This window comes from Azohydromonas aeria, assembly GCF_009760915.1.
GTDB lineage: Bacteria > Pseudomonadota > Gammaproteobacteria > Burkholderiales > Burkholderiaceae_C > Azohydromonas > Azohydromonas aeria.
Map to the genome: position 1 here is coordinate 40,352 of NZ_VIDQ01000045.1, position 18,218 is coordinate 58,569.

14 protein-coding genes and 1 pseudogene are annotated in these 18,218 nt (G+C 69.1%); 4 read left to right on the plus strand and 11 right to left on the minus strand.

Annotation, left to right across the window (positions count from 1 at the left end; translation table 11 throughout):
* Positions 1-1,701 carry a cobaltochelatase CobT-related protein gene (locus tag FJ694_RS22825; RefSeq protein WP_157269622.1) on the plus strand — a complete coding sequence of 567 codons (1,701 nt, stop codon included), beginning with the start codon at positions 1-3 and terminating at the stop codon, positions 1,699-1,701.
* Positions 1,702-1,765: 64 nt separating this feature from the next.
* Here the strand turns inward: FJ694_RS22825 and FJ694_RS22830 are convergent, their stop codons facing one another.
* Positions 1,766-2,533: a sulfite exporter TauE/SafE family protein gene (locus FJ694_RS22830; RefSeq protein ID WP_157269623.1), complete on the minus strand. Its 768-nt coding sequence runs from the start codon at positions 2,531-2,533 to the stop codon at positions 1,766-1,768.
* Positions 2,534-2,538: 5 nt separating this feature from the next.
* Positions 2,539-3,594 carry a phosphate acetyltransferase gene (pta, locus tag FJ694_RS22835; RefSeq protein WP_157269624.1) on the minus strand — a complete coding sequence of 352 codons (1,056 nt, stop codon included), beginning with the start codon at positions 3,592-3,594 and terminating at the stop codon, positions 2,539-2,541.
* A gap of 116 nt (positions 3,595-3,710) precedes the next feature.
* On the opposite strand from pta, the gene pdxR reads away from it, so the two are divergent.
* Positions 3,711-5,213, plus strand: coding sequence for a MocR-like pyridoxine biosynthesis transcription factor PdxR (pdxR, locus tag FJ694_RS22840; RefSeq protein WP_157269625.1), 1,503 nt, complete (start codon positions 3,711-3,713; stop codon positions 5,211-5,213).
* Positions 5,214-5,627: 414 nt separating this feature from the next.
* Here the strand turns inward: pdxR and FJ694_RS22845 are convergent, their stop codons facing one another.
* Genes FJ694_RS22845 through FJ694_RS22865 form a run of 5 tightly spaced genes read right to left on the minus strand, consistent with a single transcriptional unit; the run spans position 5,628 to position 10,967 of the window.
* Entirely contained in the window at positions 5,628-6,617 is a 990-nt protein-coding gene (locus tag FJ694_RS22845; protein ID WP_157269626.1) for a Bug family tripartite tricarboxylate transporter substrate binding protein, read from the minus strand.
* Positions 6,618-6,674: 57 nt separating this feature from the next.
* Positions 6,675-7,631 (minus strand): NAD-dependent epimerase/dehydratase family protein, encoded by a 957-nt coding sequence (locus FJ694_RS22850; protein ID WP_157269627.1) that lies wholly within the window; start codon positions 7,629-7,631, stop codon positions 6,675-6,677.
* Entirely contained in the window at positions 7,628-8,548 is a 921-nt protein-coding gene (locus FJ694_RS22855; RefSeq protein ID WP_232540181.1) for an NAD(P)-dependent oxidoreductase, read from the minus strand. The genes FJ694_RS22850 and FJ694_RS22855 overlap by 4 nt, the downstream gene beginning before the upstream one ends.
* On the minus strand, positions 8,545-10,269 hold the full coding sequence (gene ilvD / locus FJ694_RS22860) for a dihydroxy-acid dehydratase (RefSeq protein WP_157269628.1): 1,725 nt from the start codon (positions 10,267-10,269) through the stop codon (positions 8,545-8,547). The genes FJ694_RS22855 and ilvD overlap by 4 nt, the downstream gene beginning before the upstream one ends.
* Positions 10,270-10,295: 26 nt before the next feature.
* Positions 10,296-10,967 carry a GntR family transcriptional regulator gene (locus FJ694_RS22865; RefSeq protein WP_157269629.1) on the minus strand — a complete coding sequence of 224 codons (672 nt, stop codon included), beginning with the start codon at positions 10,965-10,967 and terminating at the stop codon, positions 10,296-10,298.
* Positions 10,968-11,073: 106 nt separating this feature from the next.
* Here FJ694_RS22865 and FJ694_RS22870 point away from each other — a divergent pair, with 106 nt between their 5' ends.
* Both FJ694_RS22870 and FJ694_RS22875 read left to right on the plus strand, forming a co-directional pair.
* Positions 11,074-11,880 carry a hydroxypyruvate isomerase family protein gene (locus tag FJ694_RS22870; RefSeq protein WP_157269630.1) on the plus strand — a complete coding sequence of 269 codons (807 nt, stop codon included), beginning with the start codon at positions 11,074-11,076 and terminating at the stop codon, positions 11,878-11,880.
* Positions 11,881-12,232: 352 nt separating this feature from the next.
* Entirely contained in the window at positions 12,233-13,408 is a 1,176-nt protein-coding gene (locus FJ694_RS22875) for an ATP-binding protein (RefSeq protein ID WP_157269631.1), read from the plus strand.
* Between the two features lie 211 nt (positions 13,409-13,619).
* On the opposite strand, the pseudogene FJ694_RS37245 reads toward FJ694_RS22875, so the two are convergent.
* The 4 genes and pseudogenes from FJ694_RS37245 to FJ694_RS22895 all read right to left on the minus strand — a co-directional run.
* Positions 13,620-13,871, minus strand: a pseudogene (locus FJ694_RS37245) (EamA family transporter); the annotation flags it as partial.
* Positions 13,872-14,040: 169 nt separating this feature from the next.
* The gene (pyk, locus tag FJ694_RS22885) at positions 14,041-15,459 is read right to left on the minus strand and encodes a pyruvate kinase (RefSeq protein WP_157269633.1); all 1,419 of its coding nucleotides are present in this window, start codon (positions 15,457-15,459) and stop codon (positions 14,041-14,043) included.
* A gap of 43 nt (positions 15,460-15,502) precedes the next feature.
* Positions 15,503-16,408, minus strand: coding sequence for a 2-hydroxy-3-oxopropionate reductase (locus FJ694_RS22890; RefSeq protein WP_157269634.1), 906 nt, complete (start codon positions 16,406-16,408; stop codon positions 15,503-15,505).
* A gap of 212 nt (positions 16,409-16,620) precedes the next feature.
* The gene (locus FJ694_RS22895) at positions 16,621-18,060 is read right to left on the minus strand and encodes an aldehyde dehydrogenase family protein (RefSeq protein ID WP_157269635.1); all 1,440 of its coding nucleotides are present in this window, start codon (positions 18,058-18,060) and stop codon (positions 16,621-16,623) included.
* Positions 18,061-18,218: the final 158 nt, after the last annotated feature.

Consider the following 18,218-nt stretch of genomic DNA (forward strand, 5'->3'; position numbering starts at 1 on the left):
ATGGACCTGCGCCTTCAGCATGAGCAGCGGCTGGCGGCCGCTGCCCTGCGCGCGCTCAGCGGCCGCCCGCGGCTGCAGTGGCGCGCGGGCCGGCTGCTTGATGGCGACGCGGCGCTGCGCCTGGACGCGCCGCACCTGCGCCTGCAGGCCGAAGAGCGGCTGCACGCGCTGCGCGGCTGCGGCGACGCGCTGGCGCTGCGGCTGTGCCACTCGCAAGCGGCGCTGCACGAGCACGGGGCGCCGGCCGGCGCCATCGAGCGCCTGGTGTTCGATCTGCTGGAGCAGCTGCGCTGCGAGAGTCGCGTGCCGGCGCACCTGCCCGGCGTGTGCGCCAACGTGCGTGGCCGCTTCGCCGACTGGTCGCGCTCGGCGCTGGACGCCGGCCTGGCCGAGAGCGCATCGGGGCTGCTGCTGTTCACGCTGGCGCAGCTGTGCTGGTCGCGCTTCAACGCGCGGGCGCTGCCCGACGAGAGCGAGGGCCTGATCGAGGCCACGCGCGCGGGCATCGCGCCGGCCATTGGCCCCTGGCTGTCGCGCATGCAGCGCAGCCTGGACGACCAGGCCGCTTTCGCTGAGGCCGCGCTGGCGCTGGCCCGGTGGACGGGACAGCGGCTGCGCGAGGCAGCAGCTGCGCAGGGCAGGGCACCGCAGGCCACCCCTGCCAACCGGGCCGGCGCGGCGCTGTCCTGGCTGCTGCCCCCGGGCGAGTGCGACACGGCCCTGCTTGCGCCCGAGGCCGCGGGCAGCCGGCTGCTCGAAGCCGCATCCGGCGGCTACCGCGTTTTCACCCGTGCTCACGACCGCGAGCTGCGGGCCGCGACGCTGGTACGCCCGGCCCTGCTGCGCGAGTACCGGGAGCGAATCGATGCGCAGCTGGCGCGGCTGCAGTTGCACCACGGTCGGCTGGCGCGCCAGCTGCAACGGGTGCTGGCGCAGCCCGCCGTCCAGGGCTGGGATTTCGGGCAGGAGCATGGCCACATCGACGGACGGCGGCTGGCACAGCTGGCCTGCAGCCCCGCCGAGCGGCGGCTGTTCACACAGGAGGCTCAGCAGCCACGCACCGACGCGGCCGTCACGATCCTGGTGGACTGCTCCAGTTCCATGCGCAGCCATGCCGAAGGCGTGGCGCAGTTGGCAGACGTGCTGCTGCGCGCGCTGGAGGCCGCCGGCGCCACGACAGAACTGCTGGGCTACACCACGAGCGGCTGGAACGGCGGCCGCGCCCGGGCGGCCTGGCTCGCGGCCGGGCGGCCGGCGCACCCGGGGCGACTCAACGAGCGCTGCCATCTGGTGTTCAAGGACGCCGGGCGCTCCTGGCGCCGCGCCCGCCTGGACGTGGCAGCCCTGCTCAAGGCCGACCTGTTCCGCGAGGGCATTGACGGCGAGGCGGTCGAGTGGGCTTGCGCCCGGCTGCGCGCAAGGCCGCAGGCACGGCGCATCCTGCTGGTGGTGTCGGACGGCTCACCGATGGACAGTGCCACCGCCCAGGCCAACGACACCGGCTATCTCGATGCGCACTTGCAGCAGGTCGTCAGCCGCGAGGAGCGAGCCGGCATCGCACTGCTTGGCGTGGGCGTGGGGCTGGACCTGGGCGCCTGGTACCGCCACAGCGTGGCGGCCGAGCTCCGGCACGGCCTGACGCAGGAGCTGCCGCAGCGGGTGGTGGCAGCCATCGCCCGGTCACTGGCCCGGCACCCGTGAAAACGCCGCGGCCGCGCCGGCCATGCGCCGGGCGAGGCGCAGCGGATCACCGACCCGGCCGGGCTCAGCGCTGCACGGCGGCCAGGCCCCACAGCGCCTGTACGGCCAGCGCGATCCCGATGGCCGTGAGCACGCCGTAGGCCAGCCGCCGCATCGCCACCGGCGACAGCGGCGGCGGGAAACGGCGCGCCAGCAGCGTGGCCCCGCCCATCACCGGCAAGGCCACCGCAGCCTGCAGGCCCAGGGCCGCATCGAACTGCCCCTGCAGCGCGCTGGCCAGCGTGCGCCACAGCGACATCGCCGTGAACACCGCCAGCAGCATGCTGCGGATCTGCGGCAGCGCCAGGGGCTGGCGGTAGAAGTGGAAGATCAATGGCGGCCCCGGCATGCCGAAGAGCCCGCTCATCAAGCCGCCGGCCAGGCCGCTGGCCAGGAAGCTGCGGGGCGCAGACGGCGCCGGCAGCGGCTGAGGCCGCCGCGCCAGACCGAAGGCCGAATACACGATCACGGCACCCAGCAACGCCTGCAGCACGAGCGCGGCGCGCTCGTCCAGCCGGTCAAGCAGCGCCACCCCGAGCGCGATGGACGGCAGCATGCCGATCACTGCAGGCACGGCCAGCCGCCAGGCGATGTGCGCGCTGCAGCCCCGCAGGGCCAGGGCGTATTGCGGCAGCGACACGAGATTGACCAGCGTCGCCAGCGCGGCCAGCGGAGCCAGGCCGAGCGCGCTGGCTGCGCCCACGACGATCATTCCCAGCCCGAAACCGGTGAGCGTCTGGAACCAGCTGCCCACGGCCACCAGCACCAGCAGCACGGCAAAACCTGCATCCATCGCCGTCAGCCGGCGCAGGGCTGCACCAGCGTTGCCGCGGCACGCGCGGCCCGATCCCGCGCCGCGGCCGCCTGGGCCTGCACCACGGTGACGGCGATGACATGGAAGATGTCCTCGGCGCTGCAGCCTCGCGACAGATCGTTGGCCGGCCGGGCCAGGCCCTGCAGCAGCGGGCCGACGGCCATCGCGCCACCCACGCGCTCGGCGAGCTTGTAGCCGATGTTGCCGGCATCCAGGTTGGGAAACACCAGCACGTTGGCATGTCCCTGCACCTGAGACTGCGGCAGCTTGCGTTGCGCGATCTCGGCCACGATGGCGGCATCGAGCTGCACATCGCCATCGACGGCCAGCCCGGGCCGCAGCGCGCGGGCACGCTGCGCGGCCTGCACGACCTTGTCCACCGCGGGATGCCGCGCGCTGTGGTTGGTGGAGAAGGACAGCATCGCCACCCGCGGATCCACTCCCAGCAGCGCCCGCGCGCTGTCGGCCGCGGCAACGGCGATGTCCGCCAGGCCCGCCGCGTCCGGCTCCACCACCAGCGCGCAGTCCGAGAAGATCAGTCCGCCCTTGAGGTGGTGGAAGGGCTCGCACAGCATCATCAGAAAGAAGCTCGACACCAGACTGAACGCCGGATCGGTGCCGATGATCTGGATGGCGCTGCGCACCACGTCGGCGGTGGTGTGCACGGCGCCGGCAACGCTGCCCTGCGCCTGGCCCAGGCGCACCATCAGGTTGGCGTAGACCAGCGGCTTGCACACCTCCTGGCGCGCCTGTTCCGCGCTCATGCCCTTGGCCGCACGCAGCGTGTGCAGCTCGGCCGCGAAGGCGTGCGCGTGCGGCGAGCGCGCCGGCTCGGCGAGGTCGATGCCATCGAGATCGACCCCACAACGACGCGCAGCGTCGATGATGCGACGGGAGTCTCCCACCAACGTCAACTGCGCGAGGCCTTCGCGGCGCGCGCGCGCGGCGGCGTCGAGCACGCGCGGATCTTCGCCCTCGCAAAGGACGATGCGCTGCGGCGCGCTGCGCGCCTGTTCGATGATGCGTAGAAGCGGTTTCATGAGGCAGTCCCGGAATGGTCCACACTTGCAGGCGTCGCAGTGTGGGCCGCCGCCGCGGCTGCCGTTAGGACCAGATCGGCACGATCGTTGAGGCCAGTCGTTCCCGCGGAGTCATGATGTCCCAGCGCTACAGCGCCGCCATGTGGAAGCAGCTGCTCGAGCGCAGCACCCAGCAGCACCAGAGTCTGCAGGCGCGCGTGCGCAGCATGGTCGTGGACGCCATCCTGGGCGGCCAGCTCGCACCCGGCGATTCGCTGCCGTCGAGCCGTGAGCTGGCCCATGAGCTGGGCGTGGCGCGCAATACCGTCGTGCTGGCGTACCAGCAGCTGGCTGACGAAGGCTTCATCCTGCCGCGCCAGCGCAGCGGCTACTTCGTCAGCCAGGATGTCCTGGCCGGTCGCGTGCGCGACGGCCTCGGGTTGCCTGCGCAACCCCAGACACCGCAGACACCGGACTGGAGCTCCCGGTTTCGGCTGCGTCCGTCGCACCAGCGCAGCATCGTCAAGCCGGTGGACTGGCAACGCTATCCGTACCCCTTCCTCTACGGCCAGTTTGATGCGGCGCTGTTTCCCACGGCCGACTGGCGCGAGTGCTGCATCAAGGCGCTCAGCGTGATGGACATCCGCGACTGGGCGCCCGACCAGATCATGCGCGACGACGAGCGGCTGGTGCAGCAGATCTGCTCGCGCGTGCTGCCGCGCCGCGGCGTGTGGGCCACACCCGACGAGGTCGTCGTCACCGTGGGAGCGCAGCACGCTCTCTACCTGACTGCCGACCTGCTCATGCGCGAAGGCACCCGCGTGGCGATGGAAGAACCCGGCTATCCGGACGCCCGCAACATATTCGCCAGCCGCACCAGCGCGCTAAAGGAGGTGCCGGTGGACGAGCAGGGCCTTCCGGTGAGTGACGCCCTGGCCGACTGCGACTACGTCTACACCACGCCCAGCCATCAGTGCCCAACGACGGTGACGATGCCGCTGCAGCGCCGGCAGGCGCTGCTGCGCATGGCACAGGAACGGGACTTCGTGGTCATCGAAGACGACTACGAGAGTGAGAACCGCTTCGATGCAGATCCCTTCCCGGCGCTCAAGAGCCTGGACCGCGCCGACCGGGTGATCTACATCGGCAGCCTCTCCAAGACCGTGGCGCCTGGCTTGCGCATGGGTTACGTCGTCGGGCCTGCCGAGCTCGTCTCGGAGCTGCGTGCACTGCGCCGGCTGGAGCTGCGCCATCCTTCCGCCATGGTGCAGCGCGCCTTCGCGCTGTTTCTGTCGCTGGGCCACCATGACTCCCTGCTGCGCCGTACGGCCGGCGCCTGGCGCGAGCGAGGCGCCGCCGTGCTGGAGGCGCTTGCACGGCATGCGCCGGAATGCCGTGTGACGCCGGTATCCGGTGGCAGTTCCTGCTGGGTATCGCTGCCCAGGGGGCTGGACGCCACGACGCTGGCCGCGCGAGCCCGCGAGCACGGCGTGCTCATCGAGCCAGGCGAGGTGTTCTTCACAGCTCAACCCGCACCGCACCACTTCATGCGCCTGGGGTGGTCGGCCATTGCACCCAAGGCCATCGAGCCGGGCATCCGGATCCTGGGCCAGCTGATTTCCGAGTTGCCAAGCTCATGAGACAACTTGAGGCAAGACTCCCTCGGTGCGGGTGGCACCTGCATGGCGCCTGAGCGACGCCACCGCGGCCGGTCTGCACTGCCTGGCTTTGCCGACGTGGCCAGCAAGTCCAACCCAGAAGCACAATGGCTGAACTGCAACAGGTCTGGGGCGACTGAAGCCGCGGTTTCGCATGACGACATCAAGGCTGACCGTTGCGCTGCCAGCGCGCTGGTTTGCCGAGAGCGACCGGCCAGGAGCGATCATTCACGCCGCAGACGAGAAGGACCCCATCCTGGCTCCGGTCACGGCCGACGAAAGCGTGCGTGGCTGCTTGTTGGGCCGTCAACAGGTGCCGGCGTTTCACGGCAAGGCACGGCGCCACGAGCAGCGAAACCGGCGTATCGTGAGCCACCGGGTTCGCCGCGCAACCGCTCACTCCGCCGTGAAGCCGACGGCCTTGACGATGGGCCCCCAGCGCGAGGTATCCCGACGCTGCAACTCGGCAAGCTCGGCAGGAGATGACGACTTCGCCTCGAGTCCCATCACTGCAAATGCGTCGACCACGTCCTGGCGGGCCAGAGCGGTCCGCGCAGCAGCGTTCATCTGCTGCACCCGCTCGGCGCTGCTTCCCGCCGGCAGGTAGAGGCCGAACCACTCCTCCGTCGCGACGTTCTTCAGGCCCTGTTCCACGAAGGTAGGGACATCGGGAACGAAACGGCTGCGCTTGGCGCCGGAGACGCCGAGCAGGCGCACCTTGCCTCCTGACAAGTGCGGCATGAAGTCCCCGATGGGTCCGCACACCGAGCTGATCTGGCCGCCGATGAGGTCCAGGATGGCCGGTTGCGTGCCCCGGTAGGCCACATGCTGCAGTTTGGCGTTACCAGCGCGGCTGATCATCTCGCCGGTGAAGTGAGGAGTCGATCCGGCGGCGGGCGAGCCGAAGTTCGCGTCCGCCGGCCGATCCTTGGCCCAGGCGAGGAACTCGGGCACCGTCCTGATCGTGGCGGGCACCTTGGCTCCCACGCCCAGCGCGAACTCGAAGTTGCAGGCCAGGGACACCGGCATCAGGTCCTTGAAGGGGTCGTACTGCAGCGACTTGTAGATGTGCGGGTAGATGGTCAGCATGGACGCTGGCGTTTGCAGCAGCACCGTGCCATCGGCAGGCGCCGTCTTCATGGAAACGATGGCGATCTGCCCGCCGGCGCCGGTCTTGTTCTCCACCAGCGCGGTGCGTGCGTACTGGTTGCGCAGGGCATCGGCCAGGCGCCGGCACACCGTGTCTGACGTGCCGCCGGCGGCGAAGCCGGTAACGATCTTCAGCGTGTCGACGACAGCTTGCGCCATCGCTTCGTGCGACAGGATGGGCGGCAGCAGGATGCTCGCGGTTCCGCCCTTTACGAGGGCGCGGCGGGTGAGGGCCATGGGGCGTTCTCCTGAGTGGAGGCACGGCGCATTGAGCGCCGGGATGAAAGTACGGGATCAGGTGGCGATAGCTTGCACGGCACGCTCGACGAGGGTGCCGACATCACCGTCGTGGCAGAAGCCGGCTGCTTGCGCTGCCGTGGTGTCCAGCGGCGGCAGCCGTCCGAACTGAGCTTCGAGTGTGGCGTCGGGTGCGAAAGTCAGTTGTTGGCTGCAGCCGGGACGGCGCTGCTCGAAGGCCTGCACCAGTTGGCCCACACGCAGCCGCTGCGCAGGCAGCGTCCAGGCCGTCAGCCCGGGCGGTAGCGCCAGCTGCGGCGCCGCGGCGTGCAGGAGGTTGTCGACGCAGCCCTGCAGCGACAGCAGCCACAGGGTTGCATCGGCAGACACCGGGCAGGTGTACGGCTGCCCAGCGGCGAGCGCTCGGATGAGTTCGCTGGAAAACGCTGACAAGGCTCCGGTGGGGGACGGCGGGCGCGCCACTATCCCGGGCAGCCGCACGCTACGGCCGCTCAGCGCGCCGCGTCGTGTCAGATCGGCGATGAAGATCTCCGCCATCTGCTTGTGAGCGCCGTAGCTCAGGGTGGGGCGCAAGGGCGTGTCGTCATCGATGTGTTCAGGCAGCGGCGCGCCGAAGACGGCGATGGAACTGGTGAAAACCACCGTCGGCCGGTGCCCCTGGCGCCTGAGCGTGTCCAGCAGGCCGATCAGGCCCTGCACGTTCACACTCAGTCCCTGCTCGAAGTCGGCCTCCGATTGGCCGCTCGGCACGCTGGCGAGGTGGAACACGATGTCTGGCTGATCGGCCGTGGCCCGCCGGACCACCTCCGGGTCGGCGACGCTGCCTGCCACGTGGGTGACGTGCGGCGCCGACGGTGCCTCTGACAACCGCAGATCGCACAAGGTGAGGCGCTGCACGGTGCGGCCGTGCAGGGCGACCCCGGCGGCAGCCAGCCGGCGCGTCAGCGCACGACCGATGAAGCCGTCGGCGCCGGTGATCAAGACGTGTGTCATGACGCACTCGTGGTCGAACGATCGGAAGCCATCCCTGCGAAATCGAGGTGTTCCACGGCGTGGACCAGCTGCGACAAGTCCTGCTGCGCCAGTCCACGCGCCAGCGCTGCTTCGAAGCGCCGGTGAACAGCCTCGAAGACCGGCATCTTTGCTCCCGCAGCATGTGCGGCGGTCTGCACGTTGGCCACGTCCTTGGCCATGGTGGCCACGGTGCCAACCCGGTCGCTGGGTACCTGGGCCATGCGGGGCACGAAAACCTGCAGCAGCACCGAATCGGCCCAGCCACCGCTGAGTGCGGCCTGCAGACGCGCGGGCTCCAGTCCGGCGGCGTGCGCCATCGCCAGGGCCTCGGCAATGCCGGCCAGCGTGGTGGCGACGATGGTCTGGTTGCACAGCTTGGCCGCTTGTCCGCTGCCCACCGGACCCAGGTGCGTCACGCGCTGCGCATAGGCTGCGAGCAGCTGCACCACCCCTTCCAAGTCCTGCGGTTCGCCCCCCGCCATCACCACCGCCCGGCCCTGTTCGACCCCGGCCGTGCCGCCGGACACCGGCGCGTCGATCCAGCGCGCGCCATTGGCGGCCTGCAGCCGGGTGGCGAAGTCACGTGCGGCAGCGGGCAGGATGCTGGAGTGGTCAACCAGCAGCCGCAACGCACGGCCGCCAGTCAGGCCGCGCTCACCAAAGACGGTTGCTTCCACCGCGTCCTGGTCGGTCAGGCACAGCAGCACCCGCTCGCACCGATCGGCCACGTCCTGAGGGGAGGCAGCGACCGTTGCGCCCTCGGCTGCCAGCCCCGCGGATTTGCCTGGACTGCGGTTCCATACCACCACCTCATGGCCGGCCCGCAGCAGGCGCCGCACCATGGCCGATCCCATCAGGCCCAGGCCGCAAAAGCCGACCGCATCGCTCGTCATCATTCGGCCTCCGGCGGCTCATAAGGCCACTCCACCTGACCGGAATGGGTCACGGCGCCCAGGCTCGCAGCGCGCACGGTCAGCGCATATTTCTCCAGCACGCCGCCGAGGCGGCGGACCGGGGGCGGCTGCCAGGCGAGCCGGCGCGCGGCCAGTTCTGCCTCGTCAAGGTCCACCGAGAGCACGCCTGCCTGCGCGTCGATCCGGATGACGTCACCCGAGCGCAGCAGGCCGATGGGACCGCCCTCGGCCGCTTCCGGGCCGACGTAGCCGATGCACAGCCCGCGTGTCGCGCCGGAAAATCGGCCGTCCGTCAGCAGCGCGACACGCTCGCCCATGCCTTGTCCGTAGAGGGCGGCCGTCACGCTGAGCATCTCACGCATGCCGGGGCCGCCCTTGGGGCCCTCGTTGCGGATGACGAGCACGTCGCCGGCCTCGTAGCGCTGCTCACGGACGGCCTGCATGCAGGACTCCTCGTTTTCGAAGACGCGCGCCGGACCAACGAATTGCAGGGACTTCAACCCGGCAATCTTGAGCAGCGCGCCATCCGGCGCCAAATTTCCGCGCAGCACCGTGACGCCGCCGGTCGGATGCAGCGGCTTGTCAGCGGTGCGCACGATGACGCCGTCCGCATCCGGTGCTTCGGCCAGTGCCTCGGCCAGCGTGCGGCCGTCGAGGGTCAACGTGTCGCCGTGCAGGTGGCCGCCTTCGAGCAGCGCCTTGAGCACGACCGGCACGCCGCCGATGCGGTGGAGATCCAGCGCCAGGTAGCGGCCTCCTGGCTGCAAGTCAGCGATGAGCGGCGTGCGCTCGAAAACGGCGGCCACGTCGGCGAGCGTGAAGCGCACTCCGGCTTCGTGGGCAATGGCCGGGATGTGCAGCGCCGCGTTGGTCGAACCGCCAGTGGCGGCCACCGCGGCACAGGCGTTCTCCAGGCTCTTGCGGGTGACGAGGTCGCGCGGCAAGGGCCCGCCATTCTCGATCAGTCGCATGACGGTCTCGCCAGCTCGCTGGGCAAGGGCAAGGCGGGCACTGTAGACGGCCGGCATCATGGCCGAGCCCAGTGGCGACAGCCCCAGCGTCTCACCGACCATGGCCATGGTGTTGGCCGTGAACTGGCCAGGACAGGAGCCGACGCTGGGCGTGCAGGTGCTTTCCAACTGGTGCAATTGCTCCGATGACATCTGTCCCGTCTGTACCCGGCCGACCGCCTCGATGGTTGTCAGGATGGTGGCCTCGCTGCCCAGGGCATGGCCTGGCAGCGTGGCGCCGCCGTAGATGAAGACCGAGGGAACGTTGAGCCGCACCATGGCCATCATGACCGCCGGCAACGTCTTGTCGCAGCCCGCGAAGCCCACCAGGGCGTCGTAGCCATGGCCGCGCACGACAAGCTCGATGCTGTCGGCGATCACCTCGCGCGACACCAGGCTCATGCGCATGCCCGCGTGGTTCATGGACGTGCCATCGGACACCGACACCGTACTGAACGGCACCGGCACGCCGCCACCGGCGCTCACGCCAAGCCGCGCCCGGTCGGCCTGCGGGCCCAGCGACATCGAGCAGGGCGTGTTCTCGCCCTGGGTGCTGACAATGCCCACGATGGACTTGGCCAGGGCAGCCTCGTCGAAGCCGGTCGCGCGCAGGAAGGCGCGGTGCGGCGCGCGGGTAACGCCCTGGGTAACGACCCGCGATCGGTGGCGGTGCAACGAGGATGACTTGGACATGGCTGGCTTGGATACGGCGATAGGAATCAGGCAGCGACTGACAAGGCCTGGGGTGTGGCGCGCAAACGATCGAAAGCCCAGGAGACGTCGCGGACCAAGGCCTCGCGGGCGCGAACGCCGTCACCCAGCGCCAGTGCGTCCACGATGTCCCCATGCAGATCCGAGTCAGGGCGCGAGTCGGAATGCATCAGGGCACGTGCGGCGCGCAGGTAGGGCCCCGATTGAAGCCACAGCGCTTCCACCATCGCCAACAGGCTGGGTGACCGAGCCGCGCCGTAGATCCGGAAGTGAAAGGCCTGGTTGTGCTGCAGGCCCTCGGCCACCGTGGCCGGTGTCTGCAGTGCAGCGGTGATCTGGCGCGACAGGGTTCGCAGCTCCGCGATGTCGGCCTGCGCCAGGTGCGGTGTTGCCCATTCGGTGAGAGCGCCTTCCATCAACTTGCGGCAGCGGCAGATGTCCTCCAGCCGCTCCAGGGACAGGTGCGGCACGCACATGGAGCGACTGCGCGTGCGCTCGATCGCACGCTGTTCGGCCAACCGGCGCAGCGCCTCCCGCACAGGCATGGTGCTGGTGCCAAGCTCGTCGGCCAACGCCTGCAGTTCCAGCGTTTGGCCGGCAAGGAAGTCACCCCGCATGAGGCGATCCCGCAGGTTGCGGTAGACCGCCTCGTGGATGGATACATGTTCGACGACGCTCATGGCTTTTGATCATTGATCAAAACTCAGCGTAGACTGGCCGCCGCGAGAAGGCAATAGGGGGAAACTTTCATTGGCGGGCGCCTGATGCACCGCCCTTGGGTTGCTTATGAAACTTGCTGCCAATCTTTCGCTGCTGTTCACGGAGCTGCCCTTCGAGGAGCGTCCTGCTGCAGCGCGCCAAGCGGGATTCGAGGGCGCGGAGATCCTGTTTCCTTACGACCGTCCAGCGTCCGCGCTGCGCCGACTGATGGCAGACAGCGGCTTGCAGCTGGCGCTCATCAACACGCCATTGGGTCCGCTAGGAGAACCGGGGTTGGCTGCGGTGGATGGTGCGCAGCCAGGCTTTCGCGATGCGATGGAGCGTGCATTGGATGTGGCATGCGAGACGAGCTGTCCCACCATCCACGTGATGGCCGGCCGTCCCGATCCCTTGCTCCGCACTGAGGATGTGAGACGCGTGCTGGTGGACAACCTGCGATGGGCCAGCTCGCGCGCGCTGGGGTATGGCATCACGCTCACCCTGGAGGCACTCAACCGTATCGACATGCCGGGCTATGCCTACCACCTGCCCAGCGAAGCGCTGAACGTGATCACGCAAGCAGGCGCGTCCAATCTCCGGTTGCAGTTTGACTTCTTTCACGCAGCCCGGGAGCGTCTGGACTGGCTTGTCGTCCTGGATGAATGCCGCGCCGCCATCCACCACGTTCAATTGGCGCAAGCACCGCACCGGACTCAACCCGATCTTGCCGACGCCGGTCTGCGTCAGGCGCTCCAACGCCTTGTCTCCTGGAACTCCGTTTCCTGGCTGGGGCTGGAGTACCGGCCGCCAGGGTCAACGGCGGCAAGTCTGGATTGGATGCCAGCCATGCAGGCGCTGCTCTCGAGGACCGCCGACGACGAGCCGAGGCCGTAGCGCACCGATGTGCGAGGCAATCTTCGCTTCGTCACTTGGTGACCCAGTGTTCCACGCTGCCAGCCCGCGCTTCGTCGAGCAGGTCGCGACCCCGGGGCCTGCACGTGCGCGCGTACCGTGTGGCGTGCAACGACAGCGTCCACGGCAGGCCGTGCAGCGCATGCCAGCCCTCGTCAAGCGCGTGCGGCTGCTGTCGGTGGACGAAGAGGGCTTGCGGGAGCCGGGCCACTACGGCTTTCACCATCGACCTTACGGCTGAAGATGGATTTTCCGGTGCCGGAGCTGGTGCCGGCAGCCACGCACGGAAACCTTTTACCTTGTAAATTGTGCATGGTCTGCTCAAAATGCAAGGATGATCGAACGCAAACTGCAGGCGCTCGCCGAACGTCGCCTGGAGCAGTCGCCAGCCGTGGCACTGCTGGGACCACGGCAGGTCGGCAAGACCACCCTGGCCCGCACGCTTGCCGCCCACAGGCCCGACGCACTGGTACTCGACATGGAGCTGACATCGGACCGCGCGGCGCTGGCGCAGCCGCAGTTGTTCCTGGCAGCGCACCGCGACCGGTTCGTCGTCATCGACGAGGTGCAGTTCGCACCGGAGCTGTTCTCGGCGCTGCGTCCGGAGATCGACGCCGATCGCCGGCCAGGCCGCTTCCTGCTGCTGGGCTCGGCGTCCGGCGAGTTGCTGCGGCAGACGAGCGAATCGCTGGCGGGCCGCATCGCCTACCTGGAGCTGGCGCCGCTGGGCGTGGCCGAAGTCCTGGACGCGGCGACTCCGGACCTGGCTGCGCTGCAGTCGCTGTGGCTGCGAGGCGGCTTTCCGCTGAGCCACCTGGCCGCCGACGACGAGGCGGCATACGCGTGGCGCCAGGACTTCATCCGCACCTTCCTGCAGCGCGACTTGCCCGGCATGGGTGTGCGCGTGCCGGCGGAAACCTTGCGACGGTTCTGGACGATGCTCGCGCACGTGCAGGGCCAGCTCTTCAATGCCTCGCAGCTTGGCGTGGCGCTGGGCGGCGCCGCGCACACCACCGTGGCACGCTACCTCGACTTGCTCGTGGACACGCTGATGGTGCGCCGCCTGGAGCCGTTCCTGGCCAACGTCGGCAAGCGCCTGGTGAAGTCGCCGAAGGTCTACCTGCGCGACAGCGGCATCCTGCACGCACTGCTGGGCCTGGCCACGGTGCGCGACCTGCAGGGGCACCCGGTGGCCGGCGCATCCTGGGAAGGGTTCGTCGTGGAGCAGGTGGCGTCCGCGCTGCCCATGGATGCGCAACTGGGCTTCTATCGTACGGCCGCCGGCGCCGAGCTTGACCTGGTTGTCGAGCACCGCGGCAGGCGCACGGGCATCGAGATCAAGTTCTCATCCTCGCCCAAGCCCAGCCGGGGCTTCTGGCAGGCCATCGAGGACCTGCAACTGGAGCGTGCCTTCGTGCTGGCACCTGTGCCCAGGCCATACCCGCTTTCCGAAAAAGTGGTCGTGCTGCCCGTATGGGATGTGGCTCAGGTACTGCCCGACACGCGCTGACGGCCTGTCCACGACAGGAACTGACCCATGAATCAGCCAGCACTGCCGCGGTTGCACTGGCAGACCGTCGGGAGACCTACAAAAAAGTTGCTGAAGCAACTTCACATAATGGGAATTGTGTGTTCGAGTAGGTACAGGCCTGCATACAGCGCCCACACATGCATCTGCGCACCAATCCAATTATGTCCAGTCGGTTGCACTCGGCCCGCGCTCCGCGTGTGAACCGGCGCGCTCCGGCCACGCACCCGATGACGGCCACCGCGGCCAGCCGTATCAGCCACATCACCGGCTCGTGCAGTAGCAGCGATGCCAGCAGCAGCTTGAACAAGGGCTGCAGCAATTGCAGTTGGGACACGGCAGCCACGCCACCCTGCGCCAAGCCTCGGTACCAGAACACGAAACCGACCAGCATGCTGAACACCTACACGTAGCCCAGGTCCAGGCATGCCGGGGCATGGATGCCGGCCAGGCAGACGCATGCCCGGCGTCAGCTCGCCGCCCAGGATGGCTTGCACCATGAGGGCGTGAACGCGGACAACCAGCGTGCCGGCCTGTGCACGCCGTGGCAACCCGTCTGGTGCCGTGCGCTCAACGTTCATCCATCTGTCCGTCCCAAGCTGGCAGCGTAAAGCTCAATCAATCTGCGCGATGTGCAGCAGGTTCGTGCTGCCGGGCGTGCCGAACGGCATGCCGGCGGCGATGACGACGGTCTGCCCGGCCTGGGCCAGGCCGATCCTGCGTGCCGTGGCCACGGCCTCCTCGGTCATCTCCGGCACGTCGGCCACGTCATGGCACAGCACGGCGTTGACGCCCCACACCAGCGAAAGCCGCCGCGCGGTGGCACGCCGCGGGGTCATGCCGATGATGCGCGCACGCGGCCGCTCGCGAGCCATGCGCTGCGCCGAAGCGCCGGAGCTGGTGTAGGCCACCATCGCCGCCACGTCCAGCAGCCCGGCCACCGAGCGCGCCGCCCAGCCGATGGCGTCGGCGGTGTTGGGCTGGGGCTGCGTGTGCGAGGCCTCGATGAGGTCGCGGTACTGCGGATCGGCCTCGGTGCGCGCGATGATGCGGTCCATCATCGCCACGGATTCCACGGGGTAGCGGCCCGAGGCCGACTCCGCGGACAGCATCACGGCATCGGCGCCGTCGTAGATGGCGGTGGCTACGTCGGAGGCTTCCGCGCGCGTGGGCACCGGCGCGCTCACCATCGATTCCAGCATCTGCGTGGCCACGATCACCGGCTTGCCCAGGCGGCGGCAGGCCCGCACGATGCGCTTCTGGATCGCGGGCACGGCCTCCGCCGGCAGTTCCACCCCCAGGTCGCCGCGCGCCACCATCACCGCGTCGGTTTCGGCCAGGATGGCGTCGAGCCGGTCCACGGCTGCAGGCTTCTCGATCTTGGCCACGATGCCCGCGCGGTCCTGGACGATGCGCTTGATCTCCACGATGTCCTCGGCACGCTGCACGAAGGACAGCGCGATCCAGTCCACGCCCAGGGTCAGGCCGAACTCCAGGTCGCGGTGGTCCTTCTCGGTCAGGGCGGAGAGCGGCAGCACCACGCCGGGCACGTTGACGCCCTTGCGGTCGGAGAGTGGGCCGCCGTTGAGCACCACCGTCTCGACGAAGCCCTCGCCCAGCCGCGTGACCTGGAGCCGCAGCCGCCCGTCGTCGATGAGCAGCTCTGCCCCTTCGGTGAGCGCAGCGAAGATCTCCGGGTGCGGCAGGGCCACGCGCGTGGCGTCGCCCGGGTGCTCCTTGTCGAGGTCCAGCCGGAACGTGGCACCCTCCTTGAGCTGCACAGGGCCCTGGGCCAGCGTGCCCACGCGCAGCTTCGGTCCCTGCAGATCCAGCAGCACGCCGATGGGGCGGCCCACCTCGCGCTCGACGGCGCGGATGTGCTCCATGCGCTGCTGGTGGTCAGCGTGGCTGCCGTGGCTGAAGTTGAGGCGGAACACGTCGGCGCCCGCCTCGACCAGGGCCTGGATGGTGGCGCGGTCCGAGCTGGACGGGCCCAGCGTGGCGACGATCTTGGCGTTGCAGTGACGTTTCATCAGCGGGTTCCTTGGTTGGGTGGGCGGTACGCTCTCTGGGTGTTCAGCTCTTGGCGACGTCGTGGTTGCCCATGATCTCCAGCGCGCGCACCAGCGCCGAGTGGTCCAGGTCGGCCATGCCGTTGGCGGCGAGCACCTGCATCAGCTGCGCGGCGCCGGCCGTCTGCGGCAGCGCCAGGCCCAGCTCGCGCGCGCCCTGCAGCGCCAGGTTCAGGTCCTTCTGGTGCAGCTTGATGCGGAAGCCCGGGTTGAAGGTGCGCTTGACCATGCGCTCGCCGTGCACCTCCAGGATGCGGCTCGAAGCGAAGCCGCCCATCAGCGCCTCGCGCACCTTGGCCGGGTCGGCGCCGGCCTTGCTGGCGAAGATCAGCGCCTCGCCCACGGCGGCGATGTTCAGCGCCACGATGATCTGGTTGGCCACCTTCGTGGTCTGGCCGTCGCCGTTGCCGCCCACGAGCGTGATGTTCTTGCCCATCTTCTCCAGCAGCGGGCGCACCTTCTCGAACACCGCCGGGTCGCCGCCGCACATGATGGTCAGCGACGCCGCCTTGGCACCCACCTCGCCGCCGGAGACCGGCGCATCAACGTAGTCGGCGCCCAGCGCGTTGATCTTCTGCGCGAAGGTCTTGGTGGCCATCGGCGAGATCGAGCTCATGTCCACGATCACCTTGCGCGCACCGCCCTGCGCGCCGCCGACCTGCAGCGCGGAGGCCACGCCGTTCTCGCCGAAGAGCACCGCTTCCACGTCCGGCGTGTCCGGCACCATGGTGAAGACGATCTCGGACTGCACAGTCACTTCCGCAGCGTTGGCGCAGACCTTGGCGCCCGTGGCCGTGACACTCTCGTGCACGGGTCCCACGGTGTTGACGAAAAGCGTGTGCCCGGCGTTGACCAGGTGCAGCGCCATCGGGGTGCCCATGATGCCCAGGCCGATGAATCCGATGTTCATGTGTTTCTCCTTCGATTGGTCGATGAGGAAGACGGCTGCTCGTGCGCAAGGCTCCGGATGGTGCTCATGTGCTGCCTCCATGCATCGGGCATGGGCGCCCAGGACGGGACGCGCCGATGTCAGGCCGGCGGCAGGCAACGCCTGCTGCCGGCCAGGATGCTGCGGGCCTGCACAGGACAGGCCGCGCCTTCTGGGTGTTGCAGGCTGTGCGCTCAGGCCTGCGTGTAGGAGGTCTTCACCGTGGTGAAGAACTCGGCCGCGTAGCGGCCCTGCTCGCGCGGGCCGTAGCTCGAACCCTTGCGGCCGCCAAACGGCACGTGGTAGTCCACGCCCGCGGTAGGCAGGTTCACCATCGTCATGCCGGCCTGTGCGTGGCGCTTGAAGTGCGTGGCATGCTTGAGGCTCGTCGTGGCGATACCCGAGGCCAGGCCGAAGGGCGTGTCGTTGGCAAGCGCCAGCGCCGTGTCGTAGTCCTTCACGCGAATCACGCTCACCACCGGGCCGAAGATCTCCTCGGTGTTGATGCGCATCTCGGCCGTGGTGTCGGTGAAGAGCGCGGGCGTCATGTAGAAGCCCGGTGCGCCCTCGCTGTTGCGGCCCAGCGCCTCGCCGCCGGCAGCCAGCCGCGCGCCCTCGGCCTTGCCGATGGCCACGTACTCCAGGTCCTGCGCCAGCTGCTTCTCGTCGACCACCGGACCGATGTCGGTGCCCGCCTTGCGCGCGTCGTCCACCTTGATGCCCTTCATCTTCTCGACCATGGCGGCCACGAACTTGTCGTGGATGCCCTCGGTGACGATGACGCGGCTGGAAGCCGTGCAGCGCTGGCCGGTGGAGAAGAAGCCGCTGTTGATGGCGCAGTTGACCGCCACGCCCAGGTCGGCGTCGTCGAGCACGATGAACGGGTTCTTGCCACCCATCTCCAGCTGGAACTTGGCCATGCGTGCCACGCAGGAGGCGGCGACCTGCTTGCCGGTGTTCACCGAGCCGGTGAAGCTGATGGCATTGACGCGCGCATCGTCGAGCAGCGCCTGGCCCACGACGGAGCCGCGGCCCATCACGAGGTTGAACACGCCCGCGGGCAGGCCCGCGCGGTGCAGGATGTCGGCCAGCGCCCAGGCCGAGCCCGGCACCAGGTCCGCGGGCTTGAGCACCACGCTGTTGCCAAATGCCAGGGCCGGGGCCAGCTTCCAGGCGGGAATGGCGATCGGGAAGTTCCACGGCGTGATCAGGCCCACCACGCCTACAGGCTCACGCGTGACTTCCACACCCACGCCCGGGCGCACCGAGGCCACCACGTCGCCGGAAGCGCGCAGCGCTTCGCCGGCGAAGAACTTGAAGATGTTGCCCGCGCGCACGACCTCGCCGATGGCCTCGGGCAGCGTCTTGCCCTCCTCGCGGGCCAGCAGGTCACCCAGCTCGGCCTTGCGGGCCAGGATCTCGCCGCCAGCGGCGTCGAGGATGTCAAAGCGCTGCTGCGGCGTGGTCAGGCCCCAGGCGGGTGCGGCTGCATGGGCCGCGGCGATGGCGGCGCGCGCCTGCGCGGCGTCAGCCTGTGCGTACTCGCCCACCACGTCGCGCGTGTCGGAGGGGTTGATGTTGCGCGTGACGGCGGCGCCTTCGATCCACTCGCCGCCGATGAGGTTCTTGAACATGTCTATTCCTTGAATGATTTCAGGCTCAACGTTCAGCGCACCAGGCAGGGCCGCTTGTTGTCGAACTTCCAGCCCGGCACCAGGTACTGCATGGCGATGGCGTCGTCGCGCGCGCCCAGGCCGTGCTGCTGGTACAGCGCGTTGGCCTTCATCACCGC